We start from the raw sequence: 20920 nt of genomic DNA on the forward strand, positions 1-20920 counted from the left end.
GCGCACGGGACGGCGCCGGCGCCGGACGTCATCGTCCGCAGCCGGCGCCGTTCCGTGCATCAGCAGGCCGCACGCGCCTCTCCGCGTCAGGATCCGATGCGCGCGTAGTCGCCCATCCACGTCCAGGACGGATCGACGGCGGGGCCGAAGCCCTGCGCCTGGATCGTGACGGCGTCGTCGGCGGTCGCCACCACGCGGATGCGCACGGTCGCGATGTCGTCGCCGAGCGCATCGACGCGCACCTGGAGGACACCGGGCGCCGTCCAGCCCGCCGTCGCGACACCGTCGCCGAGATCGGCGAGCGCGAACCTGTGCGGTGAGCCGGCGACGGCCTCGATGGTGCGTCCATCGAATCGGAGCGTGCAGGACTCGCCGGAGAGCGCGAGGTCGATCGTCGCGGGCTGCCCGCGTCCGCTCGCCGCGGCGAAGCGCCCCGCGATCGCCCGCGCGTCGGCGGACGTGTGCGAGGGCGCCGCGAGATCCAGATCCAGCTCGGTCTCGGCTCCGGAGAGATTCCCCAGCGCGTCGAGCAGCAGGTCGACGAGGCGCTGATCGCCGCTCTGGCAGGCCTTGGCGTCTGCTGTCACGACCGCGGCGACGTCCCGAGACGGATCGCCGTACACGATCTGGCCACCGAGGCCGAACATCATCCACCCGCCCTCGGGCGGGAGCCAGAATCCGTATCCGTACCCGGCCCGGAGCGACGCGCCCCACGTCTGCATCGACGCGTCGTTGTGGCGCCGCGCCGCGAGCCGCGCCGTTTCGGGCGCGAGGATCCGCGAGCCCTGCCACACGCCGTCGGCGTTGATCGCCTCGGCGAGGCGCAGCATCACGCGCGGCGTGCACACGAGGCCCGAGCCGCCGTGGCCGACGCCGTCGGGACCCGTGATCATGCGGAATCCGCGGGCATCGCCGAGCGGCGCGATGAGCTGCTCGCGCATGACCTCGCCCAGCGTCTGTCCGGTGATTCTCTCGACGAGCGCCGAGAGCACGTAGGAGCCGCTCGTGTCGTAGGTGAAGAGCGTGCCGGGACGGTGCGTCGGCACGACGCGGAAGTACGAGGCGAGCCAGTCGGGCTCCGACTCCTCGTACGTGGTCTTCGCGTGCGGTCCGCGCATCGACAGGACGTCGGCGATCGTCGTCTGCGCGAGCCACGGGTGCGGATCCGTCGACAGATCGGGAAAGTGCCGGAGGATCGGATCGCGCAGGTCGATCCGACCCACCGCCGCGAGCTCGCAGACCAGCAGCGCGGTGAGCGACTTCGCAACCGAGTACATGCGGTGGGGCGCGTCGACTCCGCGCCACGGTGCGCCCGCCGATGCGAGCGTCGTTCCACCCGACGTGACTTCGAGCGAGTGCACGGCGATGTCGTGCGCCGTGGCGCGCGCGACGAACGTCGCGAGAGGACCGCGCGAGATCATGCGATGCGCGTGAAGTCGGACCCGAGCTGACGGAAGGTCCGCTCCTGCTCGAGGGCGCGCGCCAGATCGTCTTCGATCCCCCGCACCACCACGTGGCGGCCGAACTCATCGTCTCGCTCGACGGTGCAGCGCGCGGGCACGGGGCTCGGATCCGGCGCCGACATCACGCCGTCGACGAGCGTCATGAACGCGCCCGTCTGCGGCAGCGACGCCAGGAGCTCCGCCTCGCCACGGCGGGCGGCGAGCAGGTTGTCGAGCAGGTCGACCGTGACCGCGTGCGCGGCCTCGCGCACGATGCCGCCCTCCCGTCGCTCGACGACGTCGGTCTTGTACCAGAAGCGCAGCGAGCCCGCCGTGCCGACGACCTCGACGAAGGGATCGTGGTGCCGCTGGGCCGCGAGGGTGACGGCCGTCGTCAGGCGAACCTCGCCGGGGAGCGAGAAGACGGCGACGGAGGTGTCGTCGGCCTCGATGTCGTTGGCCCGCCAGAGGTCCAGGTCGAGGTGCTCGACATCGGCGCGCGCCGTCGCTCCGGCAATCGCGAGAGCCGTCGCGGATGCGTGCGCCAGCGGATTCGTCAGCACGCCGTCGGCGACGACCTGTCCGTCGAGCGTCCGCTTCCCCGCCCAGCGCGACCGCTGCCAGTAGCGGGAGTCGCGCACCCAGGCGCCCGTGGCCGAGTACCGCACGACCTGACCGATCTCGCCGCGAGCGACGCGCTCGCGAATCGATGGGATCGCACTCGAGCCGAGGCTCTGGAACCCCACCTGCACGCGTGCGCCGGCGCGAGCGGCGCGGGCCTCGAGCTCGACGAACTCGGCCATCGTGGCGGTCGTCGGCTTCTCGAGGAGCACATCGCAGCCGGTCGCGACGGCCGCCGCCGCCAGGCGGAAGTGCGTGTGGATCGGTGTGCAGATGACGACGACGTCGATGCCCCCCGCCGCAATGAGATCGGCGCCGTCCGTATGGCGGCGCACCCCGTCCGGAAGGTCCTCCGGCGCCGGCGGGTGCGGATCCGCGACGGCGACGAGCCGCACCGTTCCCGCGGCGTGCCGCCGCTGCAGACGCGCGAGATGCGAGCCGCCGTGTCCGCCCGTGCCGATCAGGCCGACTCGAGGGGCGTTCACGATGCGACCTCCTGCGGCAGACGCGCGTCGAGCAACCAGTCCCGCACGTCGTCCGCCTGCGCCGCGTCGGCGGCGTCGAGGACGCCCACCGACAGATCGAGATCGAGTGTGCCCCCCGAGGGGATCCGCCGGCGCTCCGACACGGCGACGGCGGGGCCGAATCCCACGTACCCCTCGGTGCGCACGAACCACGGCATGCCGGTGCGCGTGACGGCGACGAGCGTCGCGTGCGCGGACTCCAGGATGAGCCACGGCGAGCGGGATCCGTGTGCGCGCGTGACGCCGACACCGTCTGCTGTGCGAACCTCGGCCTCCGCGAACGGCGTGCGCCAGAACAGGCCGCCGTAGAAGGCTCCGTCCCGCCCGTTCGTCTGCGGACTCCCGAGAGTCACGTCCGCCGCGCCCGCCAGGAGCCGCGAACGCCACTCGAGCGCCCAGGCGCCGTCACGCTCTGTCACGGCGAGATCGCGCTGCTCTGTGAGGAGAGTGGTGCCGTCGGGCGCCACCCAGTCGAGGAGCGATGCCGACGAATCGTCGCGTGAGTCGACCGAGCGCTCGACCTGGCGACCGTGGTTGTCGAGCATCGTGGATCCGCGGTCTCGCACATAGGTGCGGCCTCCCCAGAAGCTCACGCCGTCGACGTCCGGAAGAGCCAGGCTCGCGCCGAGATGGTGCGCGTGGTCGGCGGGGCTCACATCGGTCACGGGCACGCCGGCGCGCGTCGTCGCGGTGAGGGAGGGGCGGGGAGACAGGGACGGCTCCACGTCCGACCCCGTATTCAGCTGCGCGATGATCGTGCCGTCGACCAGGCGCAGGGTCGCGCCGGCGCTCACGGCCGCGCCTCCGTGCTCGCGCGCACGGCCAGCGTGGGTTCGAAGACCACGGGCTCGCGATCGGCGTCGCCCCGCATCTCGGCACGCAGCATCGCCCAGGTGCGCTCGCCGACGTCGCCGAGGCGCGCGGTCATCGTCGTGAGGCTCGGCGACGAGTACCGCGAGAACGGGATGTCGTCGAAGCCCGCAACAGCGATGTCGTCGGGCACGGCCACGCCCTCTTCGTCGAGCCGGCCCAGGAGGCCGAGCGCGACCACGTCGTTGAAGGCGATGACCGCCGAGGCCTGCGTTGCGCGGACGCCGGGCCACGCGGCGTGTCCGTCCTCGAACGCGTGCCCGCAGGGCACCTCCACGACCTCGATGTCGGGATGCGCGGAGCGGACCAGTTCGAGCCCCCGTTGACGCGCGGAGTTCGACCGTGCCTCGGACGGGCCGGCCAGATAGACGATGCGCGTGTGACCGAGCGACACGAGGTGCTCGCCCAGCTGCCGGGTGCCGTCCTCGTAGTCGATGAGGACGGATCCGGCCCGCTCGCCCGTCGTGCGATTGAGCACGACGACCGGCTCGATCCGCGGCAGGAGCTCGAGCAGGCTCTCGCGGGGCATGCGCGGGGCGAACAGCGCGATCGCGTCGGTGCGGTTGCGGATGTCGAGGGCGACCGTCGCCTCCCCCGCGCTGTCTTCGAGCGTGTCGGCCACGAGCACGCGATAGCCCTCGCGAGCCGCCGCCCGGTGCAGACCGTGCAGCACCTGATGGAACATCGGATTGGCGAGGTCGGGCACGACGACGCCGATCGTCCTGCTCACGCCGAGCGACAGCGACCGGGCCGTCTCGCTCGGCGAGTAGCCGAGGCGCCGAACGGCATCGCGCACACGCTCCGCGATGTCCTCGTTGACCGTCTGGATGCCGTTCATGACGCGTGAGACCGTCGCCTTCGAGACGTCGGCGGCCTCCGCGATATCGGAGATCGTGGTCTCACGGGACGGGGTGCGACGCGCGCGCTTTCCTGCCATGGCTCAATCCTCGTCGAGATCGATGCGGAAATCGGTGAAGCTGCCGATCGCTTCCGGCTGACCATACGGGCTGCCGGCGAACAGAGCGATCTCCGCCCCGATCCAGTCCCCCTGCGCGGCCGTGAAGGCCGGATCCACGGCGACGGATCCGCGTCCGTCATCGACGGTCACGAGCGCGTCCGCCGCCGCGTCGACAGAGATCGTCACGGCGACGCGTCGCGCCTCCGTCCGCGATCGCGCGACGACGTGCTCGGACAGGTCGTCTCGGTGCCGCGTCGCGACGATGATCTCGTCGCCGTCGACGCTCCGCCGGATGCCCGCCCACAGGTAGTCGCGCCCCAGCAGCGCGATGCCGGCCCGGGACCCGGACGGTCCATCGAGCGCGACGTGCACGCTCGCTCGCGAGGCCATGCCGGGCAGCGGCTGGCCGATCGTGCTCGGCAGAGCCCGCACGCTGCCGCTGTCGGGACGCGAACGCACCCGGAGTCCGGCGTCCGACGGCGCCAGTGCGTCAGCGCACGGATTGGCCTGCCACGTCCACGTCGCTCCCGGCCGCCCCTCTGCGAAGTCGTCATCGACAGCGAGGGTCCGGCGGCGCTGGAGCGCGCCGTGCGGTGAAGGCCACGTCAGCACCGGCTGCGCGGGGCCGCCCTCGACCGCCTCGCCCATCAGCGGCCATCCGTCGGGCGACCAGGCCATCGGCTGGAGGTGGACGACGCGGCCGAACGGGCCGCGATCCTGGAAATGGAGGAACCAGTCGCGGCCGTCACTGCCGTCCACCCACGCCCCCTGGTGCGGACCGTTCACGGGAGTGTCGCCCTGCTCGAGGACGCTTCGCGCCTCGTACGGGCCGAACAGGTCGCGTGAGCGGAAGACCGCCTGCCACCCGGTCGCCACGCCGCCGGCGGGCGCGAAGATGTAGTACCAGCCGTCGCGCCGGTGCAGCTTGGGCCCCTCGATCGTCGTCCAGCCTCCGATGTCGTCGCCGTCGATGACGTCGACCGATGCGCCGACCACCTGGGTGAGCTGCGCGTCGACGGGGACGACCGACAGGACGTTCTTCCGCCCCGAACGCGACCGCGCCCACCCGTGCACGAGATATGCGCGACCGTCGTCATCCCAGAACGGGCAGGGATCGATCAGCCCGAGCCCCGCCATGAGCATCCGCGGCGCACTCCACGGTCCGGCCGGATCGTCTGCGGTGACGACGAGGATCCCCTGGTCGGGGTCGGGGTACACGATGAAGTACGTGCCGTCGTGGTGACGAATCGACGGGGCCCAGACTCCGCCGCCGTGGCGCGGCACGCGGAACCACTCCGCCGGCTCGACCTGCGGGAGGGCGTCGCCGACGCGCCGCCAGTTGACGAGATCGTCGGACTCGTAGACCGGCAGGCCAGGGCTCCTGTTGAAGCTCGATGCCGTCATGACGTACCGGTCCCCGACGCGGATCGCGTCGGGATCGGGCAGATCGGCATCGATGATCGGATTGCGGAACCGGACCTCTTCGCTGAGACGTGTCATCGATCCGAGCGTACACGAGAAACCGGTTACTGATAGGGTCATCACGTCACATGAGATCCGACGAAGACGAGGATGCGATGACCCTCCACCCGAGCGACGGCGCTCAGGACGACCGCGCCGCGAAGATCACCCGGCTGCGCGGGATCCTCTCGGCGAAGAGCGCCGACGCGATCCACCTCACGAGCGGCGCGGCCCTGTCCTGGCTGTTCGACGGTGCACGCACGGCCGTCCCCCTCGGCGGACCGCCGGTCTTCTCCGCGCGGGTCGACCGCGACGGCCAGGTGACCGTGACGGCGCTCGCGAACGAGATCGATCGCCTGGCAGAAGAGGAGATCCACGGGGCCGTCTCCTGGGAGGTCGCGCCCTGGTACGCCTCGCTCGATGCGGCGCCGCCCGGCACCCTTCCCGAGCGCGACGCGCACGACCTGGTGCGCGCCGCACGTGCCGCGCTGCTCCCCGCGGAGACCGCGCGCTATCGCCGCCTCGGGAAGGACACCGCTCGCGCCGTGACGGAGGTCCTCGCACGCGCGCAGCCCTCCTGGACCGAGCGCCTGCTCGCCGGCGAGCTCGTGCGGGCGGCATATGCGATCGGAGCCGAGCCCGCGGTCGCGCTGACGGCCGGTGAGACCCGCGGCGCGGTGCCCCATCCGATCCCGACCGACGCCGCGCTCGGCGCACGCGCGATGGCCGTCGTGACGTTCGTGCGCGACGGGCTGCACGTGAGCATGTCCCGATGGGTGCAGTTCTCGCGAGACGCCTCGCACGCCGAGACCGAGAGCGCACTGCGGGAGGTCGAGGCCGACGCCTTCGCCGCGACGCGGCCGGGACGGCACCTCGACGCCGTGCTGACAGACATCGCGGGCGCCTACGACCGACATGGCTTCGGCCCCGATGCCTGGCGCGCCCACCACCAGGGCGGTCCGACGGGCTACGCGGGCCGCGACCCGAAGGCCGCACCCGACTCGACGGACACGGTCACCGAGACTCAGGCCTTCGCCTGGAACCCCTGGGTCCCTCATGCGAAGACGGAGGACACCGTGATCGTCGCCGACGGCCGCATCGACGTGCTCTCGCTCGATCCCGACTGGCCGACGACGACCGTGCGCGGCGTCGCACGTCCGCTCCCGCTTCCCCGCGGGGAGTGAGAGACACCGATCCGTCGATGCCCTCTCATCGTCGTCGACATCATCACCACCTGGAAATCGCTTCCCCCACTCATCGAGGAGTTTCATGACCACCCGTCGCTACGCCCTCATCGGCACCGGATCCCGTGCGCAGATGTACCTCGGCGCCCTCGCCGAGACGCACGCCGCGCACGGCGAGCTCGTCGCCTGGTCCGACACGAACCCGGGCCGCCTCGACTGGTCGCAGCGGGAGCACCCGCAGCTCGGCAGCCCGCGGCGCTTCGCTGCGGAGGATCTCGCGGAGATCGTCGGCGCGGAGCGCATCGACGCCGTCATCATCACGTCCCCGGATCACACACACGCGCAGTACATCGTCACCTCCCTCGACGCCGGAGCGGATGTCGTCGTCGAGAAGCCCCTGACGATCGACGAGCAGGGCGTGCGCGACATCGCCGACGCCGCGGAGCGCACCGGTCGCGACGTCACGATCACGTTCAACTACCGCTACTCGCCGCGCAACGCCGAACTCAAGCGCGTCATCGCGTCCGGCGAGATCGGCGAGGTCACGAGCGTGCACTTCGAGTGGGTGCTCGACACCGCGCACGGGGCCGACTACTTCCGCCGCTGGCACCGCGAGAAGCAGAACTCCGGCGGCCTGCTCATCCACAAGGCGAGCCATCACTTCGACCTCGTGAACTGGTGGATCGACGACATCCCGTCGCGCGTCTTCGCGAGCGGCGGGCTGCGGTTCTACGGCGCCGAGAACGCCGAACGGCGCGGCCTCGGCGCGCGGGCGGAACGCGGCTCGACCGACGACCCCTCGCGCGATGCCTTCCACCTCGACATGCGCACCGATGACAAGTTGCGCGGGCTCTACTACGAGCAGGAGCACCACGACGGGTACGTGCGCGACCGCGACGTGTTCGACGAGGGAATCACGATCGAGGACAACCTCGCGCTCCTCGTCGACTACGCACGCGGCGCGACGTTGTCGTACGCGCTCAACGCGCACTCCCCGTGGGAGGGCTACACGGTCGCCGTGAACGGTACGAAGGGTCGCGCCGAGCTCCAGGTCGTCGAGCGCGGCAGCGTGCTCGTCGACGAAGAGGGGCGCACGGTCGTCGACCCGAGTGCGCGCCCGGATCTCGTCGACGACGACGGCACGCGACCGGCCGGCGAGCGCCTGGTCGTGCAGAAGCACTTCTCTCCCGCCCGCGAGGTCCCGATTCCGGCCGGCGAGGGGAGCCACGGCGGCGGCGACGCGGTCCTGCTGCGAGACGTGTTCGTGGGCGCCGACGACGACCCGCTCGGCCGCACGGCCGACTGGGCCGACGGGGTGCGCAGCGTCGTCGTCGGCATCGCGGGCAACCGCTCGCTCGCCGAGGGCGTCCCCGTGCGGATCGGCGAGATGGCGCTCGGGTCCGCCGGACGCGCGCTCACCGGCGCGGAGCGATCACGATGAGCCGCATCGTCGTCACAGGCGGCGCGGGCCGGCTCGGCCGCAGCGTCGTCACGCAGCTCGCGGAGCACGGCCACGACGTCGTCTCGCTCGATCGCGAGCTCGCGAGCGATCTCCGCGCGACGCAGATCGAGGTCGACCTGCTCGACGCCGAGCAGACGCGCGAGGTCCTCGTGCGCGAGCGCCCCGACGCCGTCGTCCACCTCGCGGCGATCGCCGTCCCCGGCGCGCTTCCCGACCCTGAGATCTTCCGGATCAACACCCAGCTCGTGTGGTCGGTGCTCGACGGCGCGCTGGCCGCGCAGACCGGCGCCCTGCTCCTGGCCTCCAGCCCCACGGTGATGGGCTACGGCGCTCCGTCGGGTTGGGAGCCGCGATACCTCCCCCTCGACGAGGACCATCCGACGGCGCCCTGGAACGGGTATGCCGCGTCGAAGGTCGCCATGGAGGAGATCGTGCGCATGGCCGTCCGCCAGCATGGCGACACGACGCGCTTCGGAATCTTCCGCCCCTGCTACGTCATCGCGCCGCAGGAGTGGGACGGCGCAGTGACCCAGCAGGGACACACCGTCGCCGAGCGGATCGCCGACCCGACGCTCTCCGCCGTCGCGCTCTTCAACTACGTCGACGCCCGCGACGCCGGAGACTTCGTCGCGACCTGGATCGCCCGGGCGCACGAGGCGCCGAACGGCTCCACGTTCTTCGTCGGCGCGCCCGACGCTCTCGTCGAGGGCGCCACGGCCGACGCCGTCCGCACGCACCTGCCCGCCCTCGCGTCCCACGCCGGCGACCTCGCCGGTCACGAGTCGGTGTTCTCGAGCGCCCGGGCCGAGCGTCTGCTCGGCTGGCGCGCGACGAGGCTCTGGCGCGACCACCTCACCCGACAGACCGTTCCCCAGGAGGCGACCCCGTGACAACTCTCGACATCCCCGACCGCGTGCTGTTCTTCCCCGTCACGGCGTTCGACGACCGCGACCGCGTCGACGGGGACCTCGTCGCCCAGCACATCGCCGGGCGCATCGACGATCGCCCCGGCGCCGTCTTCGCCGCCTGCGGAACCGGCGAGTTCCATGCCCTGTCGCTCGACGACTACCGCGCCGTCGTGCGCGCCGCCGTCGCCGCGACGAACGGATCCATTCCCGTTCTCACGGGCGCGGGAGGGCCGGTCGGCCATGCGCTGGCGTGCGCACGCATCGCGGCAGAGGAAGGCGCAGACGGCCTGCTCGTCATGCCGCCGTACCTCGTGGGTGCCCCGCAGGAGGGCCTCATCGCGTACATCGAGCGCATCGCCGCCGAGACCGAGCTGCCGCTCGTCGTCTACCACCGCGCGAACGCGCAGTTCGCGCCCGCCTCGATCGCGCGTCTCCTGCAGAACCCGCGCGTCGTCGGGATCAAGGACGGCGCGGGAGACCTGCAGATCGCGCAGCAGTTCGTGCTCGAGGCCGAGCGCTCCGGCCGCGACATCCTGTTCTTCAACGGGCTCCTGACGGCCGAGATGACGCAGGCGGCGTACTCGGCGATCGGCGTGCCGATGTACTCGTCGGCGGCCTTCGCGATGGCGCCGCGCGTGACGGCGGGCTTCTTCACGGCGCTCCGCGCGGGCGACCTCCCCACGCAGCACCGCCTGCTCGACGAGTTCTTCACCCCGCTCGTCGCGCTCCGCGACGAGGTGCCGGGCTTCGCGATCTCGCTCGTCAAGGCGGGCGTGCGGCTCGGCGGCCTCCCGGTCGGCGGCGTGCGCGCTCCGCTCACGGATCCGAACGCCGCGCAGACCGACCGGCTCGCGCAGATCCTCGCCCGCGGAGAGGAGCTGGTGGCCGAGCTCCCCGAGGTGCGGGCGGCATGACGGATCCCGTGATCGCCTCGCTCGAGACGCGCCTCATCACGATCCCCCTCGCGCGTCCGTGGGGCGCAGATGTGCGGGAGCTGCACGTGATCGCCGTCGAGGTGCACGACTCGGACGGCGGCGTCGGCCATGGCTTCAGCTGGACGCCGACGATCGGCGCGCACGCCGTCGAGGCTCTCCTCGCACACGACATCGCGGCGTTCGCGACCGGACGGCCGGCGGATCCGTCGCTCTGGCACGACGCCTGGGCGCACCTGCACGAGGCGGGATCCGGGGGCATCACGACGATCGCGCTCGCCGGCCTCGACCTCGCCCTGTGGGATCTGCGAGCGCGGCGCCGCGGCGCGAGCGTGACCGACGTGATCGGCCGGCGTCACGACGCGCTGCCGACCTATGGAAGCGGCGTCAACCTGCACTACTCGCTCGACGATCTCGTCGCGCAGGCCCGGCGCTGGGTCGATGCCGGACACACGGCCGCGAAGATCAAGGTCGGCCGCCCCGATCTCGCGGAGGACGTCGAGCGCGTCGCGGCCGTGCGCGACGTGCTCGGCCCCGATCGCGCGCTCATGATCGACGCGAACCAGCGATGGGATCTCCCGCACGCGACGCGCGCCATGGAGAAGCTCTCCGCGTTCGGGCCCGCGTGGATCGAGGAGCCTCTGCGCGCCGACGATCTCCGCGCCCACGCAGAGTTGCGCCGGCGCACCGACGTGCCGATCGCCCTCGGCGAGAACCTCCACACGGTCCACCGGTTCCGCGACGCGATCGACCTCGAGGCCGTCGACGTGATCCAGCCGAACATCGTGCGCGTCGGCGGCATCACGCCGTTCCTCGAGATCGCCGACCTCGCGCGCGAGCGCGGAGTCGATCTCGCCCCGCACCTGCTCCCCGAGCTGTCGGCGCAGGTCGCGTTCTGTCTCCCTGCCGAGACCTGGGTCGAAGACGTCGAGGACGCCGGATTCGCGCAGCTCGGAGCGCTCGCCCACCCCACGGGCGTCGTCATCGAGCGCGGATCCGCCCGAGGCGGCCCCGACGTCGGCCTCGGCTTCCGCTTCGCGCCAGAGCCGCACCCCACGAAGGAGTCCTGACATGACCGCCACCGCACCCGCCGACGTCGACGCCCTGTGCCGCGCCGCCGCCGACGCCTTCACGACGACGCTGCGCACGACCGACGCCGAACGCGCCGCCTGGCTGCGTGCCGGAGCCGATGCGCTGGATTCCGCCGCCGCGGAGCTCATCCCCCTCGCGGATGCGGAGACGTCGCTCGGCTCTCCGCGTCTGACCGGCGAGCTCGCTCGCACGACGAGTCAGCTGCGGCTGTTCGCCGACGTGATCCTCGAGGGCTCGTATCTTGAGGCGACGATCGACCATCCGAACCCCACCGCGACGCCGCCGATCCCCGATCTGCGCCGCGCGCTGCGTCCGCTCGGGCCCGTCGCCGTGTTCGCGGCGTCGAACTTCCCGTTCGCGTTCTCCGTCGCCGGCGGCGACACGGCCTCGGCGCTCGCCATCGGCTGCCCCGTCGTCGTCAAGCTGCACTCCGGCCACCCGCGCCTCTCGCGGCGCGTGCACGAGATCCTCGAGAGCGCGCTGCGCGACGCCGGCGCTCCGGAGGGGATCCTCGGCCTCGTCGACGGTCGCGAGGGCGCACTGGCCCTCGCCGATCACCCGGCGATCACGGCGGTCGGCTTCACAGGATCCATCCCGGGCGGCCGCGCGATCCACGACCGCGTGTCGGCGCGGCCGGCCCCGATCCCCTTCTTCGGCGAGCTCGGATCCCTCAATCCCGTCGTCGTGACGCCCGCCGCGGACGTCGCGCGCGGGTCGGCGCTCGCAGAAGGGCTCGCGGGCTCGTTCCAGCTCGGCGTCGGCCAGTTCTGCACGAAGCCCGGCGTCGTGTTCGTGCCGGCCGATTCGGCACTCGAGGCGGCCGTGGGCGCGCACGCGACGACCCCCGGGCGCATGCTCACGGAGCGGATCGCGCAGGGCTTCGCCGACGGCGCCGCGCGCGTGCGCGATGTGCCGGGGGTCACGGCGGTCGCGGGCGACGGCGGCTCCCTCATCGCGGCCGTCGACGTCGACACCCTCGCCGCGCACGCGGACGTCCTCCTCGAGGAGGTGTTCGGGCCGTTCACGCTCCTGGTGCGCTGCGCCGACGAGCAGGACCTCCTGCGCGGCCTCGATCTCCTCGAGGGCAACCTCACGGCGACCCTGCACTCCGAGCCCGACGAGGACGTCGACGCCGTGCTCTCCGCGCTCGAGCGGATCGCGGGTCGCGTGCTGTTCTCGGGATGGCCCACGGGTGTCGCCGTCAGCTGGGCGCAGCACCACGGCGGCCCCTGGCCCGCGACGACGAGCCAGCACACCTCCGTCGGCGCGACGGCCGTGCGCCGCTTCCAGCGTCCGATCGCCTACCAGGACGCCCCCGAGCGCGTGCTCCCGGCGGCCCTGCAGGAGGCGAACCCGCTCGCGATCCCCCGACGGGTCGACGGCGAGCTCGTCCTCCCGCGTCGCTGAGCGGAGGACGCGCGCTCACGCCGCGAGCGGATCCGCGATGAGGCTCTCGAACACGAGCTCGGCCGCGCCGATCAGGAGGCGGTCGGGGCCGAGCGCTGCCTGACGCAGCTCGAGGCGAGCCGCGGGGGCCGCAAGCGTCTGCGCGCGCACGCCGGCGTCGAACGCCTCAGGCGCGTGCGCGCGCAGGGTCGCGAGGAAGCCGCCGAGCACGATGACCGACGGATTGAGCACGTTGGCCGCGTTCGCGAGCGTGGCCTGGAGGATCCGCCGCTGGCGCTCGATCTCGGCGTCCGCGTCCTCGTGCGCGTGCCGCAGCGCCGCGGCGAGGGCCGTGTCGTCGCCGGCGGTGAGGCCCGCGACGTCGAGGAGGCGCGCCCGATTGACCTCGTCCTCCAGCACACCGTCGGCGACGCGGCGATCGTGCGCGTCGAGGATACTCGGCCGGTTCTGTCCCCACTCGCCCGCGTATCCGTCGGCGCCCGCGACCGAGACGCCGTGGAGGATCACTCCCCCGCCGATGCCGCTCGCTCCGCCATTGAGGTAGACGACGTCGGCGTGCGCGCGGGCGGCGCCGAAGATCCACTCGGCCGTCGTACCGAGCGACGCATCGTTGCCGACCCGCGCCGCGAGGCCCGTGCGGCGCGCGACCTCCTGTGCGAGGTCGATCTCATGCCAGTCGAGGTGCGGCGCGATGCGCACGACGCCGTCCGCGGCGCGCACGAGGCCGGGGACCGCGACGCCCACCCCGACGACGCGGCACGCGGCGAGCGAGCTGGCGCGCCAGCCGTCGATCACGGTCGCGACGCGATCCGCCGTCTCATCCGGGCTCAGGAGATGGCCGACCTCCTGACGCACGCGCTCGCGCACGACGCCGTCGAGGCCCACGGCCCCGATCTCGAGCGCGTCGACCTCGGGGTTGACGGCGATCGCGACGACATCGGGCGACGGCTCGACGATCGGCGACGGCCGCCCGACGCGGCGGGTCGGGTCGGGATCCCGCTCCGCGACGAGCCCCTGCGCGACGAGCACGCCGACGAGGTCGGAGATCGTCGAGCGGTTGAGGCCGGTCTCGCTCGTGAGCGCCGCTCGCGACAGCGGCCCCGCACGGTGCACGAGCCGCAGGACCGTGCCGAGGTTCGCGCGGCGGACGCCTCCGACACTCGACCCGCGGCTCATCATGCTCGCTACCCTATCCAGCCGCCGGGACGACGCCGACGAGCGACCCTGACCGCGTCAGACCACCGTCGCCGTGGCGATCCGCGGATCCTCCGCTCCCACCTCGTGCACGTCGCCGGTGATCGCGAGCCGCGCGCGGGGCGTCGCGGTGCCGGGGAGATCCCGGGCCGCGCGGCCGCGCTCGTTGCGGATCACGCCGCCCGTCGCCTCGTCGGCGTGCGGCGAGACCGGCGCCGCCGCCGCGTGCGAAGCCACCCACACCTCGACGTCTCCGGGCTCGACGACGCGCACCATGCGCCGGTCGCTGAAGGCCAGGCGCTGGGTCGGAACGTCGAACGCGACGCGGCGCGACTCCCCCGCAGGAACCGCGACCCTCGCGTAGGCGAGCAGCTGCGCGACGGGTCGTGTGACCGACGCGACGACGTCCCGTGCGTAGAGCTGCACGACGTCCACCCCCGAGACACCGGAGGTGTTCTCGACGACGACGCTCGCACGGAAGGATCCGCCCGCGCGCGCCTCCGCGTCGACCGCGAGGTCCCGGTACGCGAACGACGCATACGACAGCCCGAACCCGAACGGACGCACCGGCGTCGGATCCGTCGACGTCACGTCGCTCGGGCCGCCGAGCGTCGGCTGCAGATAGCTGTACGGCTGCGCCCCCGCGGAGCGCGGCAGCGAGACGGGCAGGCGTCCGGAGGGAACGGACTCCCCCGTGAGGATGCGCGCGATCGCGGTGCCGCCCTCCTCGCCGGGGAAGAACGACTGCAGCACGGCGGCGGGACGCGGACTCGGCCCGTCGAGTGCCCAGCCGACGGCGTATGGGCGCCCCGTGAGCATCACCATGACGACGGGCGTGCCCGTCTCGGCGAGGCGCTCGACGAGCTCGCGCTGGGCGCCGGGCAGATCGAGCGAGTCGACGTCGTTGCCCTCGCCGACCGTGCCGCGGCCGAAGAGCCCCGCCTGGTCGCCCACGACGACGATCGCGACGTCGGCTCCCTCGGCCGCCGCGACGGCCTCGCCGATCCGGCTCGTGTCGTCGCCCTCCACCTCGCAGCCGCGCGCCTGCACGATCTCGACCTGCGGGAGCGATGCGGCGAGCGCCTCCGCGACGGTCGGGATCTCGAATCCGATCTCGTGGTCGGGGTGGTGGGCGAGCACATGGTTGGCGAACGAATAGCACCCCTGCAGCGCCTCCGGTCGATCGGCGTTGGGACCGATGATCGCGACGCGCCGCGCGGATGTCGCGAGCGGCAGGACGCCGTCGTTCGACAGCAGCACGATCGACTCGGTCGCGAGGCGCCGGGCGATGTCGCGATGCCGCGGGGTGTCCAGATCGATGGCGTCCGGGACGTCGGCGTCGAAGGCGCCGGGCTCGAGCAGACCGAGCTCCTCCTTCTGCGCGAGCACCCGCAGGACGGCGCGGTCGACGTATCGCTCGTCGAGGGATCCGCTCCGCACGCGGTCGACGAGAGGTGCGAGGTACGCGTCTCCCGAGGGCAGCTCGACGTCGATGCCGGCCTCCAGCGCGAGCTGCGCGGCCTCTCCTCGATTCGCCGCGACCTGGTTCATGACCTCGAGGAATGCGACGGAGAAGTAGTCGGCGACGACGACGCCGTCGAAGCCGAGCCGGTCGCGCAGGAGGTCGGTGAGAATCCGCGGGTCCGAGGCCACGGGGACGCCGTCGATCTCGGCGTAGCTGTTCATGATGCTCCGGACGCCCCCGTCGCGGATGGCCATCTCGAACGGCGGGAGGAACACGTCGGCGATCTCGCGCGGGCCGGCGTGCACGGGCGCGTGGTTGCGCCCGGCCTGGGACCCCGAGTACGCCAGGAAGTGCTTGAGCGTCGCGTGCGCACCGGCCGACTGCATGCCGCGAACGAAGGCCGTGCCGACGGTGCCGACGACGTACGGATCCTCGGCGATGCACTCGTCGACACGCCCCCAGCGCACGTCGCGCACGACGTCGAGGACGGGCGCAAGGCCCTGGTGGGCGCCGATCTCCCGCATCGAGTCGCCGATCGCCGCGCCCATCTCCTCGACGAGGGCCGGGTCGAACGACGCCCCCCACGCGAGCGGCGTCGGGAAGGTCGCGGCCTTCCACGCGGCGAGACCCGTGAGGCACTCCTCGTGCACGATCGCGGGGATCCCGAGCCGGGTCTCGCGCACGAGCCGCCGCTGTTCGTCGCGCAGCCACGCCGCGCGCATCGCGGGCTCGACGGGGCGCGTGCCGAACACCCGGGTGTAGTGGCCGATGCCGTCTCGCGTGATGTCGGCGAGTGATCTGGTCGCGTCGGTCGTCGCCATCTCGTCGGCCATCGGGGCGACGACCTCGCCGCCCTGATCCAGCCAGTATCCGACCAGCTGCGCGGCCTTCTCCTCGAGCGTCATCTGTGCGAGAAGCCCTCGCACGCGCGCCGTCGTCTCCGGAATCGCGGGCACCGTCTGCTCCGTCTCGTTCTCTGTCTTCGTCATGGTCGTCATGGTCGTCATCCCTTCACGGCTCCCGTCAGTCCGCCGACGATCCGCTTCTCGAACAGGCTGAAGAAGATCAGCGCCGGCACCATCGACAGCGACGTGTAGGCGAGGACGCGCGCCGTGTCGACGGAGTACTGGGACGCGAAGTTCTGCACGCCGAGCGGCAGCGTGAACAGGTTCGCGTCGTTGAGGATGAACAGCGGCAGCATGTACGCGTTCCACGTCGTGACGAACGCGAGGATCCCGACCGTCACGACGCCCGGAAGACTCAGCGGCACGACCATGCGCCAGAAGAAGCCGAGGCGTCCCGTGCCGTCGATCGACGCGGCCTCCTCGAGCTCCTTCGGGATCGCCCGCAGGAAGGGGACGAGGATGATGATCGTCGTCGGCAGCGCGAAGGCGATCTGCGGCAGGATGATGCCCGCGAGGCTGTTCACGAGGCCGAGATTGCGCACGAGCAGGTACAGCGGTGTGATCGCGACCGTGACAGGGAACATGAGGCCCGCGGCGAACAGCATGTACATCGCGCCCTTGCCGGCGAAGTCGTACCGCGCGATCACGTAGCTCGCCATGACGCCGAGCACGACGGCGCCCGCCGTCGTGCCGACGGCCGAGATCGTCGAGTTGCCCATGGCGATCCAGAACTCGCTCGATCCGAGGACCGAGATGTAGTTGTCGATCACCCACGGGTCGGGCATGCCCGAGGGGTCCGCCGTGATCTGCGAGTTCGAGCGGAACCCGCCGATGATGATGTAGAGGACGGGGCCGATGCACACCGCGACGAGGATCGTCGCGAGCAGGTACGTCCACGGGTTGCCCCAGGATCCCTTCCTGCGCGTCGGCGTGCCGTCGGCCCTCACGGCCCGGATGGCGACGGAGGTGGCGGTCATGCCTTCTTCCTTCCGCTCGGGCCCGTCACGGCGCCCGCCGTGTCGCGACGCATCACGACGCGCTGATAGACGAGGGCGACGACGAGCGAGATGACGAACAGGACGACGGCGACGGCGTTTCCGAAGCCGTAGTTCCCGGCCAGGTGACCGTTCTGATACATGTAGGTCGCCATCGTCGAGGTGCCCGCCGTCGCGGCGACGTACTGGCCCCAGATGATGTTGACGAGGTCGAACAGCTGCAGCGATCCGATGATCGACAGGAACGCCCAGATGCGGATCGTCGGGCCGAGCAGCGGAAGCGTGATGCGCCACTGCGTCTGCCAGAATCCGGCGCCGTCGATCGCCGCGGCCTCGTACAGCTCCTCGGGGATCGACTGCAGGCCCGCGAGCATGAGGATGACCGCGAAGCCGATGTACTTCCAGCTGATGATCACCATCAGCGTGCCCATCGCGATAGCGGGATCCGCCAGCCACGACTGCTGCAGATCCTCGAGCCCGATCCTCTCGAGGAACGCGTTCACGGCTCCGGCGTCCTGCAGCATGAGCGACCAGCCCGTGCCGACGACGACCTCGGAGATCACGTACGGCACGAAGATGAGCACGCGGATGAGGGAGCGCCCGCGCATCTTCTGATTCATGAGCAGCGCGAACAGGATCGCGAGCGGCCCCTGCAGGATCAGCGACGCGATGACGATGGTGAAGTTGTGCAGCACGGCATCGCGGAACGTCTGGTCCTGCAGGATCATGACGTAGTTGTCGAGGCCGATGAAGTCATCGGGGAACCCGAAGCCGTTCCAGCGGAAGAACCCGTAGAACGCCGCCATCAGGACCGGCAGGATGACGAAGAAGACGAACACGACGATTCCGGGGCCGGCCATCAGCGCGATCTCGCCGCGCATCCGCCAGTCGGCACGGCGCTTCGGTCTCGGCACCGGGGCCGGCGCAGGTGCGCCGGCCCCGGTGGCGGGTTCCTCGGACGTGCGCACCAGGTGCGTCTCCGGGGAGATGCTCATCCGCGACCTCAGCCTCGTTCGGCGGCCTGCGCCGCCGTCTCGACGAGCTGCTCGGGGCCGCCCTGGCCGGCGAGCATCTCGACGACGCCGGTGTTGAGCGCATTGCCGACGTTCTGACCGAGCATCGTGTCGAGCCAGGTGACGACGTAGGCCGCGTCGTTGTACGCCGCCATGATGGGCTCGAGGGCCGGATCCGTGACGGCCGACTGCGCGTCCAGCGACGCCGGGATCGACTGGAAGGCCGCCGCGTACTTCTCCTGCCATTCGAGCTGCGCGAGGAAGTTCAGGAAGTCGGCGCAGGCGTCGGGCGCGTCCTCCGCGCACGAGAATCCGTCGACGCCGCCCATGAGCGCCGTCGGGTCGCCCGCACCGCCGTCGGTCGCGGGGAAGGGGAACCACCCGAGGTCGGCCAGCGGCTCGCCGTCGGGGGTGAGGCCCGCGATGACGCCGACGTCCCATCCGCCCATGAGCTCCATGGCCGCCTGGTGGTTCGCGACGAGGCCCGCCGAGGATCCGGCGCCCTCCTGTGCGGGGGTCGTGAGGAAGCCCTCGTTGAACGGCTCGGTATCGGCGAACTCCTGCAGGTCCTCGGCGGCTGTGGTCCAGCACTCGTCCGAGAAGTCGACCTCGGTCGTGAGGTTCTCGATCGTCGGCTGATCGCACTCGCGCAGCGCGAAGAAGTAGAACCAGTGGGCGGCCGGCCAGGCGTCCTTCGCCCCGAGCGCGATCGGCTGGATCCCCGCGTCCTTGAGTTTGTCGACGGCGTCGTTCAGCTCGTCGATCGTGGTCGGCTCGGCGTCGATGCCCGCCTCGGCGAACAGGTCCTGGCTGTAGAAGATGCCGCCGGGGAGCACCGACATGGGCATCGCGTAGGTGCCGCCGTCGATCCCGTAGGCGCTGAATGCGGCGTCGCCGTACGCCTCCATCGTGTCGTCCGCGATCGAATCCGACAGATCCTTCACGACGCCCGCGTCGACCATGTCGGCGAGCTTTCCGCCGCCGCGCTGGAGGAAGATATCGGGCATATCACCCGAGTTGACGGCGGTCTGGAGCTTGCCGTCGAGGTCCTCGTTCTGAATCGACGTCACGTTGATGGCGACGCCGGACTCCTCTTCGAACGCGGCGGCCGCCTCGTCCCAGAAGGCCTTCCCGTCTCCGGTCGTGGAGTTGTGCCAGAGGTCCATCTGATCACCGTCTCCCCCGCCCGCTCCTCCCGCGCATCCCGCGAGCACGAGGCTCGCGGCGGCGGTCATGCCCGCGGCGGCCCAGATCCTGCGTGTTCTCATGGCGTCTCTTCTCCTCGTCGAGTGGCGTGCGCCTCGCGCCCGGTGGCTCGTCCCACCGGATGTCGGCACTGACTCTGGCACTGCGAAAGCGGCTTGTCAATCGTTATCGATAACGTTTTCTATTTCTCGCGTCCGAACACCGGATCCGCGTCGCGGCGGGCTACGGTGAGGATCATGACCAGCACGCCCTCACGACTCGCGCACGCGGGCCGCACGACCATCACCGACGTCGCGCGAGCCGCGGGCGTCTCCGTCGCGACCGTCTCGAAGGTCATCAACGGGCGCTACGGCGTCGCCGCCGCGACGAACGAGCGCGTCATGCGCGTCGTCGACGACCTGGGCTACGAGAGCTCGCTCGTCGCGACCTCGATGCGCCGCAGCCGCACGCACGTCATCGGCGTGCTCGTCGCCGAGTTCGAGCCGTTCGCCCTGCAGCTCCTGCACGGCGTGTCCGAGGCGCTCAGCGACACCGCGTACGACGTCCTCGCCTACGCGGGCGCGGTCTCGAGCGGCTCGCACCACGGCTGGGAGAGCCGGTCGCTCTCGCGCCTCGGCGGCACGCTCATCGACGGGGCGGTCGTGGTGACCCCGACCGTGCGCCTGCCCGAGACGAGCGTGCCGATGGTCGCGATCGACCCGCACACGGGGCCCGCGAGCCCCGCCACCGTCGACACCGACAACCTCCGCGGAGCTCGCGAGGCGACCGAGCACCTCATCGGCCTCGGCCATCGCCGGATCGCGCACCTCCGCGGGCGCGGCGACCTCGAGTCCGCACGCCTGCGCGAGCAGGGCTACCGCGAGGCGCTGCAGTCGGCGGGCCTCGACGTGGATCCCGCGCTCATCGCCGAGGGCGGATACCGCCCGGCCGAAGCCGCCGAGGGAGCCGCGGCGCTGCTGGACCTGCCGACTCCCCCGACCGCGATCTTCGCCGCGAACGACCTGTCGGCCATCGAGACGATGCACGTCGCGTCCGGGCGCGGCCTCCGCCTCCCCGACGACCTGTCGGTCGTCGGCTTCGACGACGTGCCGGAGGCGGCCGCGACGACGCCGCCCCTCACGACGGTGCGACAGCCCCTGGCGGCGATGGGCCGCTCGGCCGTCGATCTGCTCGTGCGCATGATCGACGACGGCGCGGAGCCCACGCACATCCGCATGTCGGCCGATCTGATCGTGCGGGGATCGACGGCGGCGCCGCGCGCGTGACGGCGCCGCCTCCTCC

The 20920-nt window shown here is 71.8% G+C and carries 17 protein-coding genes; 7 read left to right on the plus strand and 10 right to left on the minus strand.

Going from position 1 to position 20920, the window contains the following annotated elements:
• Window positions 1–86 precede the first annotated feature (86 nt).
• Genes KOL93_RS10715 through KOL93_RS10735 form a run of 5 tightly spaced genes read right to left on the minus strand, consistent with a single transcriptional unit; the run spans window position 87 to window position 5915 of the window.
• Window positions 87–1421 (minus strand): serine hydrolase domain-containing protein, encoded by a 1335-nt coding sequence (locus KOL93_RS10715; RefSeq protein ID WP_221585345.1) that lies wholly within the window; start codon window positions 1419–1421, stop codon window positions 87–89.
• Window positions 1418–2548, minus strand: a complete 1131-nt coding sequence (locus tag KOL93_RS10720; protein ID WP_221585346.1) for a Gfo/Idh/MocA family protein — start codon at window positions 2546–2548, stop codon at window positions 1418–1420. The genes KOL93_RS10715 and KOL93_RS10720 overlap by 4 nt, the downstream gene beginning before the upstream one ends.
• Complete coding sequence (locus tag KOL93_RS10725; protein ID WP_221585347.1) at window positions 2545–3381, minus strand: DUF6807 family protein; 837 nt, start codon at window positions 3379–3381, stop codon at window positions 2545–2547. The genes KOL93_RS10720 and KOL93_RS10725 overlap by 4 nt, the downstream gene beginning before the upstream one ends.
• On the minus strand, window positions 3378–4394 hold the full coding sequence (locus KOL93_RS10730; protein WP_221585348.1) for a LacI family DNA-binding transcriptional regulator: 1017 nt from the start codon (window positions 4392–4394) through the stop codon (window positions 3378–3380). Before KOL93_RS10730 ends, KOL93_RS10725 begins: the two co-directional genes overlap by 4 nt.
• Before the next feature lie 3 nt (window positions 4395–4397).
• Window positions 4398–5915, minus strand: a complete 1518-nt coding sequence (locus KOL93_RS10735) for a glycoside hydrolase family 43 protein (protein ID WP_221585349.1) — start codon at window positions 5913–5915, stop codon at window positions 4398–4400.
• Between the two features lie 77 nt (window positions 5916–5992).
• On the opposite strand from KOL93_RS10735, the gene KOL93_RS10740 reads away from it, so the two are divergent.
• The 6 genes from KOL93_RS10740 (at window position 5993) to KOL93_RS10765 (ending at window position 12861) form a co-directional block, all read left to right on the plus strand.
• A complete protein-coding gene (locus tag KOL93_RS10740) occupies window positions 5993–7060 on the plus strand; it encodes a M24 family metallopeptidase (protein WP_221585350.1) in 1068 nt (355 codons plus the stop codon).
• 85 nt (window positions 7061–7145) lie between these two features.
• Window positions 7146–8501, plus strand: a complete 1356-nt coding sequence (locus KOL93_RS10745; RefSeq protein ID WP_221585351.1) for a Gfo/Idh/MocA family protein — start codon at window positions 7146–7148, stop codon at window positions 8499–8501.
• Window positions 8498–9412: an NAD-dependent epimerase/dehydratase family protein gene (locus tag KOL93_RS10750; RefSeq protein ID WP_221585352.1), complete on the plus strand. Its 915-nt coding sequence runs from the start codon at window positions 8498–8500 to the stop codon at window positions 9410–9412. Before KOL93_RS10745 ends, KOL93_RS10750 begins: the two co-directional genes overlap by 4 nt.
• Window positions 9409–10344, plus strand: a complete 936-nt coding sequence (locus KOL93_RS10755) for a 5-dehydro-4-deoxyglucarate dehydratase (RefSeq protein ID WP_308291619.1) — start codon at window positions 9409–9411, stop codon at window positions 10342–10344. Before KOL93_RS10750 ends, KOL93_RS10755 begins: the two co-directional genes overlap by 4 nt.
• Window positions 10341–11432 carry a mandelate racemase/muconate lactonizing enzyme family protein gene (locus tag KOL93_RS10760; protein ID WP_221585353.1) on the plus strand — a complete coding sequence of 364 codons (1092 nt, stop codon included), beginning with the start codon at window positions 10341–10343 and terminating at the stop codon, window positions 11430–11432. Before KOL93_RS10755 ends, KOL93_RS10760 begins: the two co-directional genes overlap by 4 nt.
• 1 nt (window position 11433) lies before the next feature.
• On the plus strand, window positions 11434–12861 hold the full coding sequence (locus tag KOL93_RS10765; protein ID WP_221585354.1) for an aldehyde dehydrogenase (NADP(+)): 1428 nt from the start codon (window positions 11434–11436) through the stop codon (window positions 12859–12861).
• Between the two features lie 15 nt (window positions 12862–12876).
• Here KOL93_RS10765 and KOL93_RS10770 read toward each other — a convergent pair whose 3' ends face one another.
• The 5 genes from KOL93_RS10770 to KOL93_RS10790 are packed head-to-tail and all read right to left on the minus strand — an operon-like array spanning window position 12877 to window position 19701.
• Window positions 12877–14040 carry an ROK family transcriptional regulator gene (locus KOL93_RS10770; RefSeq protein ID WP_221585355.1) on the minus strand — a complete coding sequence of 388 codons (1164 nt, stop codon included), beginning with the start codon at window positions 14038–14040 and terminating at the stop codon, window positions 12877–12879.
• 54 nt (window positions 14041–14094) lie between these two features.
• Window positions 14095–16509 carry a beta-xylosidase/alpha-l-arabinosidase gene (locus tag KOL93_RS10775; RefSeq protein ID WP_260406506.1) on the minus strand — a complete coding sequence of 805 codons (2415 nt, stop codon included), beginning with the start codon at window positions 16507–16509 and terminating at the stop codon, window positions 14095–14097.
• Window positions 16510–16523: 14 nt separating this feature from the next.
• Window positions 16524–17402, minus strand: a complete 879-nt coding sequence (locus KOL93_RS10780; RefSeq protein ID WP_221585357.1) for a carbohydrate ABC transporter permease — start codon at window positions 17400–17402, stop codon at window positions 16524–16526.
• Window positions 17399–18415 carry a carbohydrate ABC transporter permease gene (locus KOL93_RS10785; RefSeq protein ID WP_221585358.1) on the minus strand — a complete coding sequence of 339 codons (1017 nt, stop codon included), beginning with the start codon at window positions 18413–18415 and terminating at the stop codon, window positions 17399–17401. Before KOL93_RS10785 ends, KOL93_RS10780 begins: the two co-directional genes overlap by 4 nt.
• A gap of 8 nt (window positions 18416–18423) precedes the next feature.
• Window positions 18424–19701 carry an extracellular solute-binding protein gene (locus tag KOL93_RS10790; protein ID WP_221585359.1) on the minus strand — a complete coding sequence of 426 codons (1278 nt, stop codon included), beginning with the start codon at window positions 19699–19701 and terminating at the stop codon, window positions 18424–18426.
• A 174-nt stretch (window positions 19702–19875) separates the two neighbouring features.
• On the opposite strand from KOL93_RS10790, the gene KOL93_RS10795 reads away from it, so the two are divergent.
• Window positions 19876–20904, plus strand: coding sequence for a LacI family DNA-binding transcriptional regulator (locus KOL93_RS10795; protein ID WP_221585360.1), 1029 nt, complete (start codon window positions 19876–19878; stop codon window positions 20902–20904).
• Window positions 20905–20920: the final 16 nt, after the last annotated feature.

It is taken from the genome of Microbacterium salitolerans (assembly GCF_019720895.1).
In the GTDB taxonomy this organism is placed as follows: domain Bacteria; phylum Actinomycetota; class Actinomycetes; order Actinomycetales; family Microbacteriaceae; genus Microbacterium.

What these genes read in the sequence shown, in the direction of transcription:
- KOL93_RS10770 (WP_221585355.1), bottom strand. Translation starts at nt 14,040, where the DNA reads ATGATGAGCCGCGGGTCGAGTGTCGGAGGCGTCCGCCGCGCGAACCTC.
- KOL93_RS10765 (WP_221585354.1), top strand. Translation starts at nt 11,434, where the DNA reads ATGACCGCCACCGCACCCGCCGACGTCGACGCCCTGTGCCGCGCCGCC.
- KOL93_RS10780 (WP_221585357.1), bottom strand. Translation starts at nt 17,402, where the DNA reads ATGACCGCCACCTCCGTCGCCATCCGGGCCGTGAGGGCCGACGGCACG.
- KOL93_RS10745 (WP_221585351.1), top strand. Translation starts at nt 7,146, where the DNA reads ATGACCACCCGTCGCTACGCCCTCATCGGCACCGGATCCCGTGCGCAG.
- KOL93_RS10750 (WP_221585352.1), top strand. Translation starts at nt 8,498, where the DNA reads ATGAGCCGCATCGTCGTCACAGGCGGCGCGGGCCGGCTCGGCCGCAGC.
- KOL93_RS10785 (WP_221585358.1), bottom strand. Translation starts at nt 18,415, where the DNA reads ATGAGCATCTCCCCGGAGACGCACCTGGTGCGCACGTCCGAGGAACCC.
- KOL93_RS10775 (WP_260406506.1), bottom strand. Translation starts at nt 16,509, where the DNA reads ATGACGAAGACAGAGAACGAGACGGAGCAGACGGTGCCCGCGATTCCG.
- KOL93_RS10740 (WP_221585350.1), top strand. Translation starts at nt 5,993, where the DNA reads ATGACCCTCCACCCGAGCGACGGCGCTCAGGACGACCGCGCCGCGAAG.
- KOL93_RS10730 (WP_221585348.1), bottom strand. Translation starts at nt 4,394, where the DNA reads ATGGCAGGAAAGCGCGCGCGTCGCACCCCGTCCCGTGAGACCACGATC.
- KOL93_RS10795 (WP_221585360.1), top strand. Translation starts at nt 19,876, where the DNA reads ATGACCAGCACGCCCTCACGACTCGCGCACGCGGGCCGCACGACCATC.
- KOL93_RS10790 (WP_221585359.1), bottom strand. Translation starts at nt 19,701, where the DNA reads ATGAGAACACGCAGGATCTGGGCCGCCGCGGGCATGACCGCCGCCGCG.
- KOL93_RS10760 (WP_221585353.1), top strand. Translation starts at nt 10,341, where the DNA reads ATGACGGATCCCGTGATCGCCTCGCTCGAGACGCGCCTCATCACGATC.
- KOL93_RS10735 (WP_221585349.1), bottom strand. Translation starts at nt 5,915, where the DNA reads ATGACACGTCTCAGCGAAGAGGTCCGGTTCCGCAATCCGATCATCGAT.
- KOL93_RS10715 (WP_221585345.1), bottom strand. Translation starts at nt 1,421, where the DNA reads ATGATCTCGCGCGGTCCTCTCGCGACGTTCGTCGCGCGCGCCACGGCG.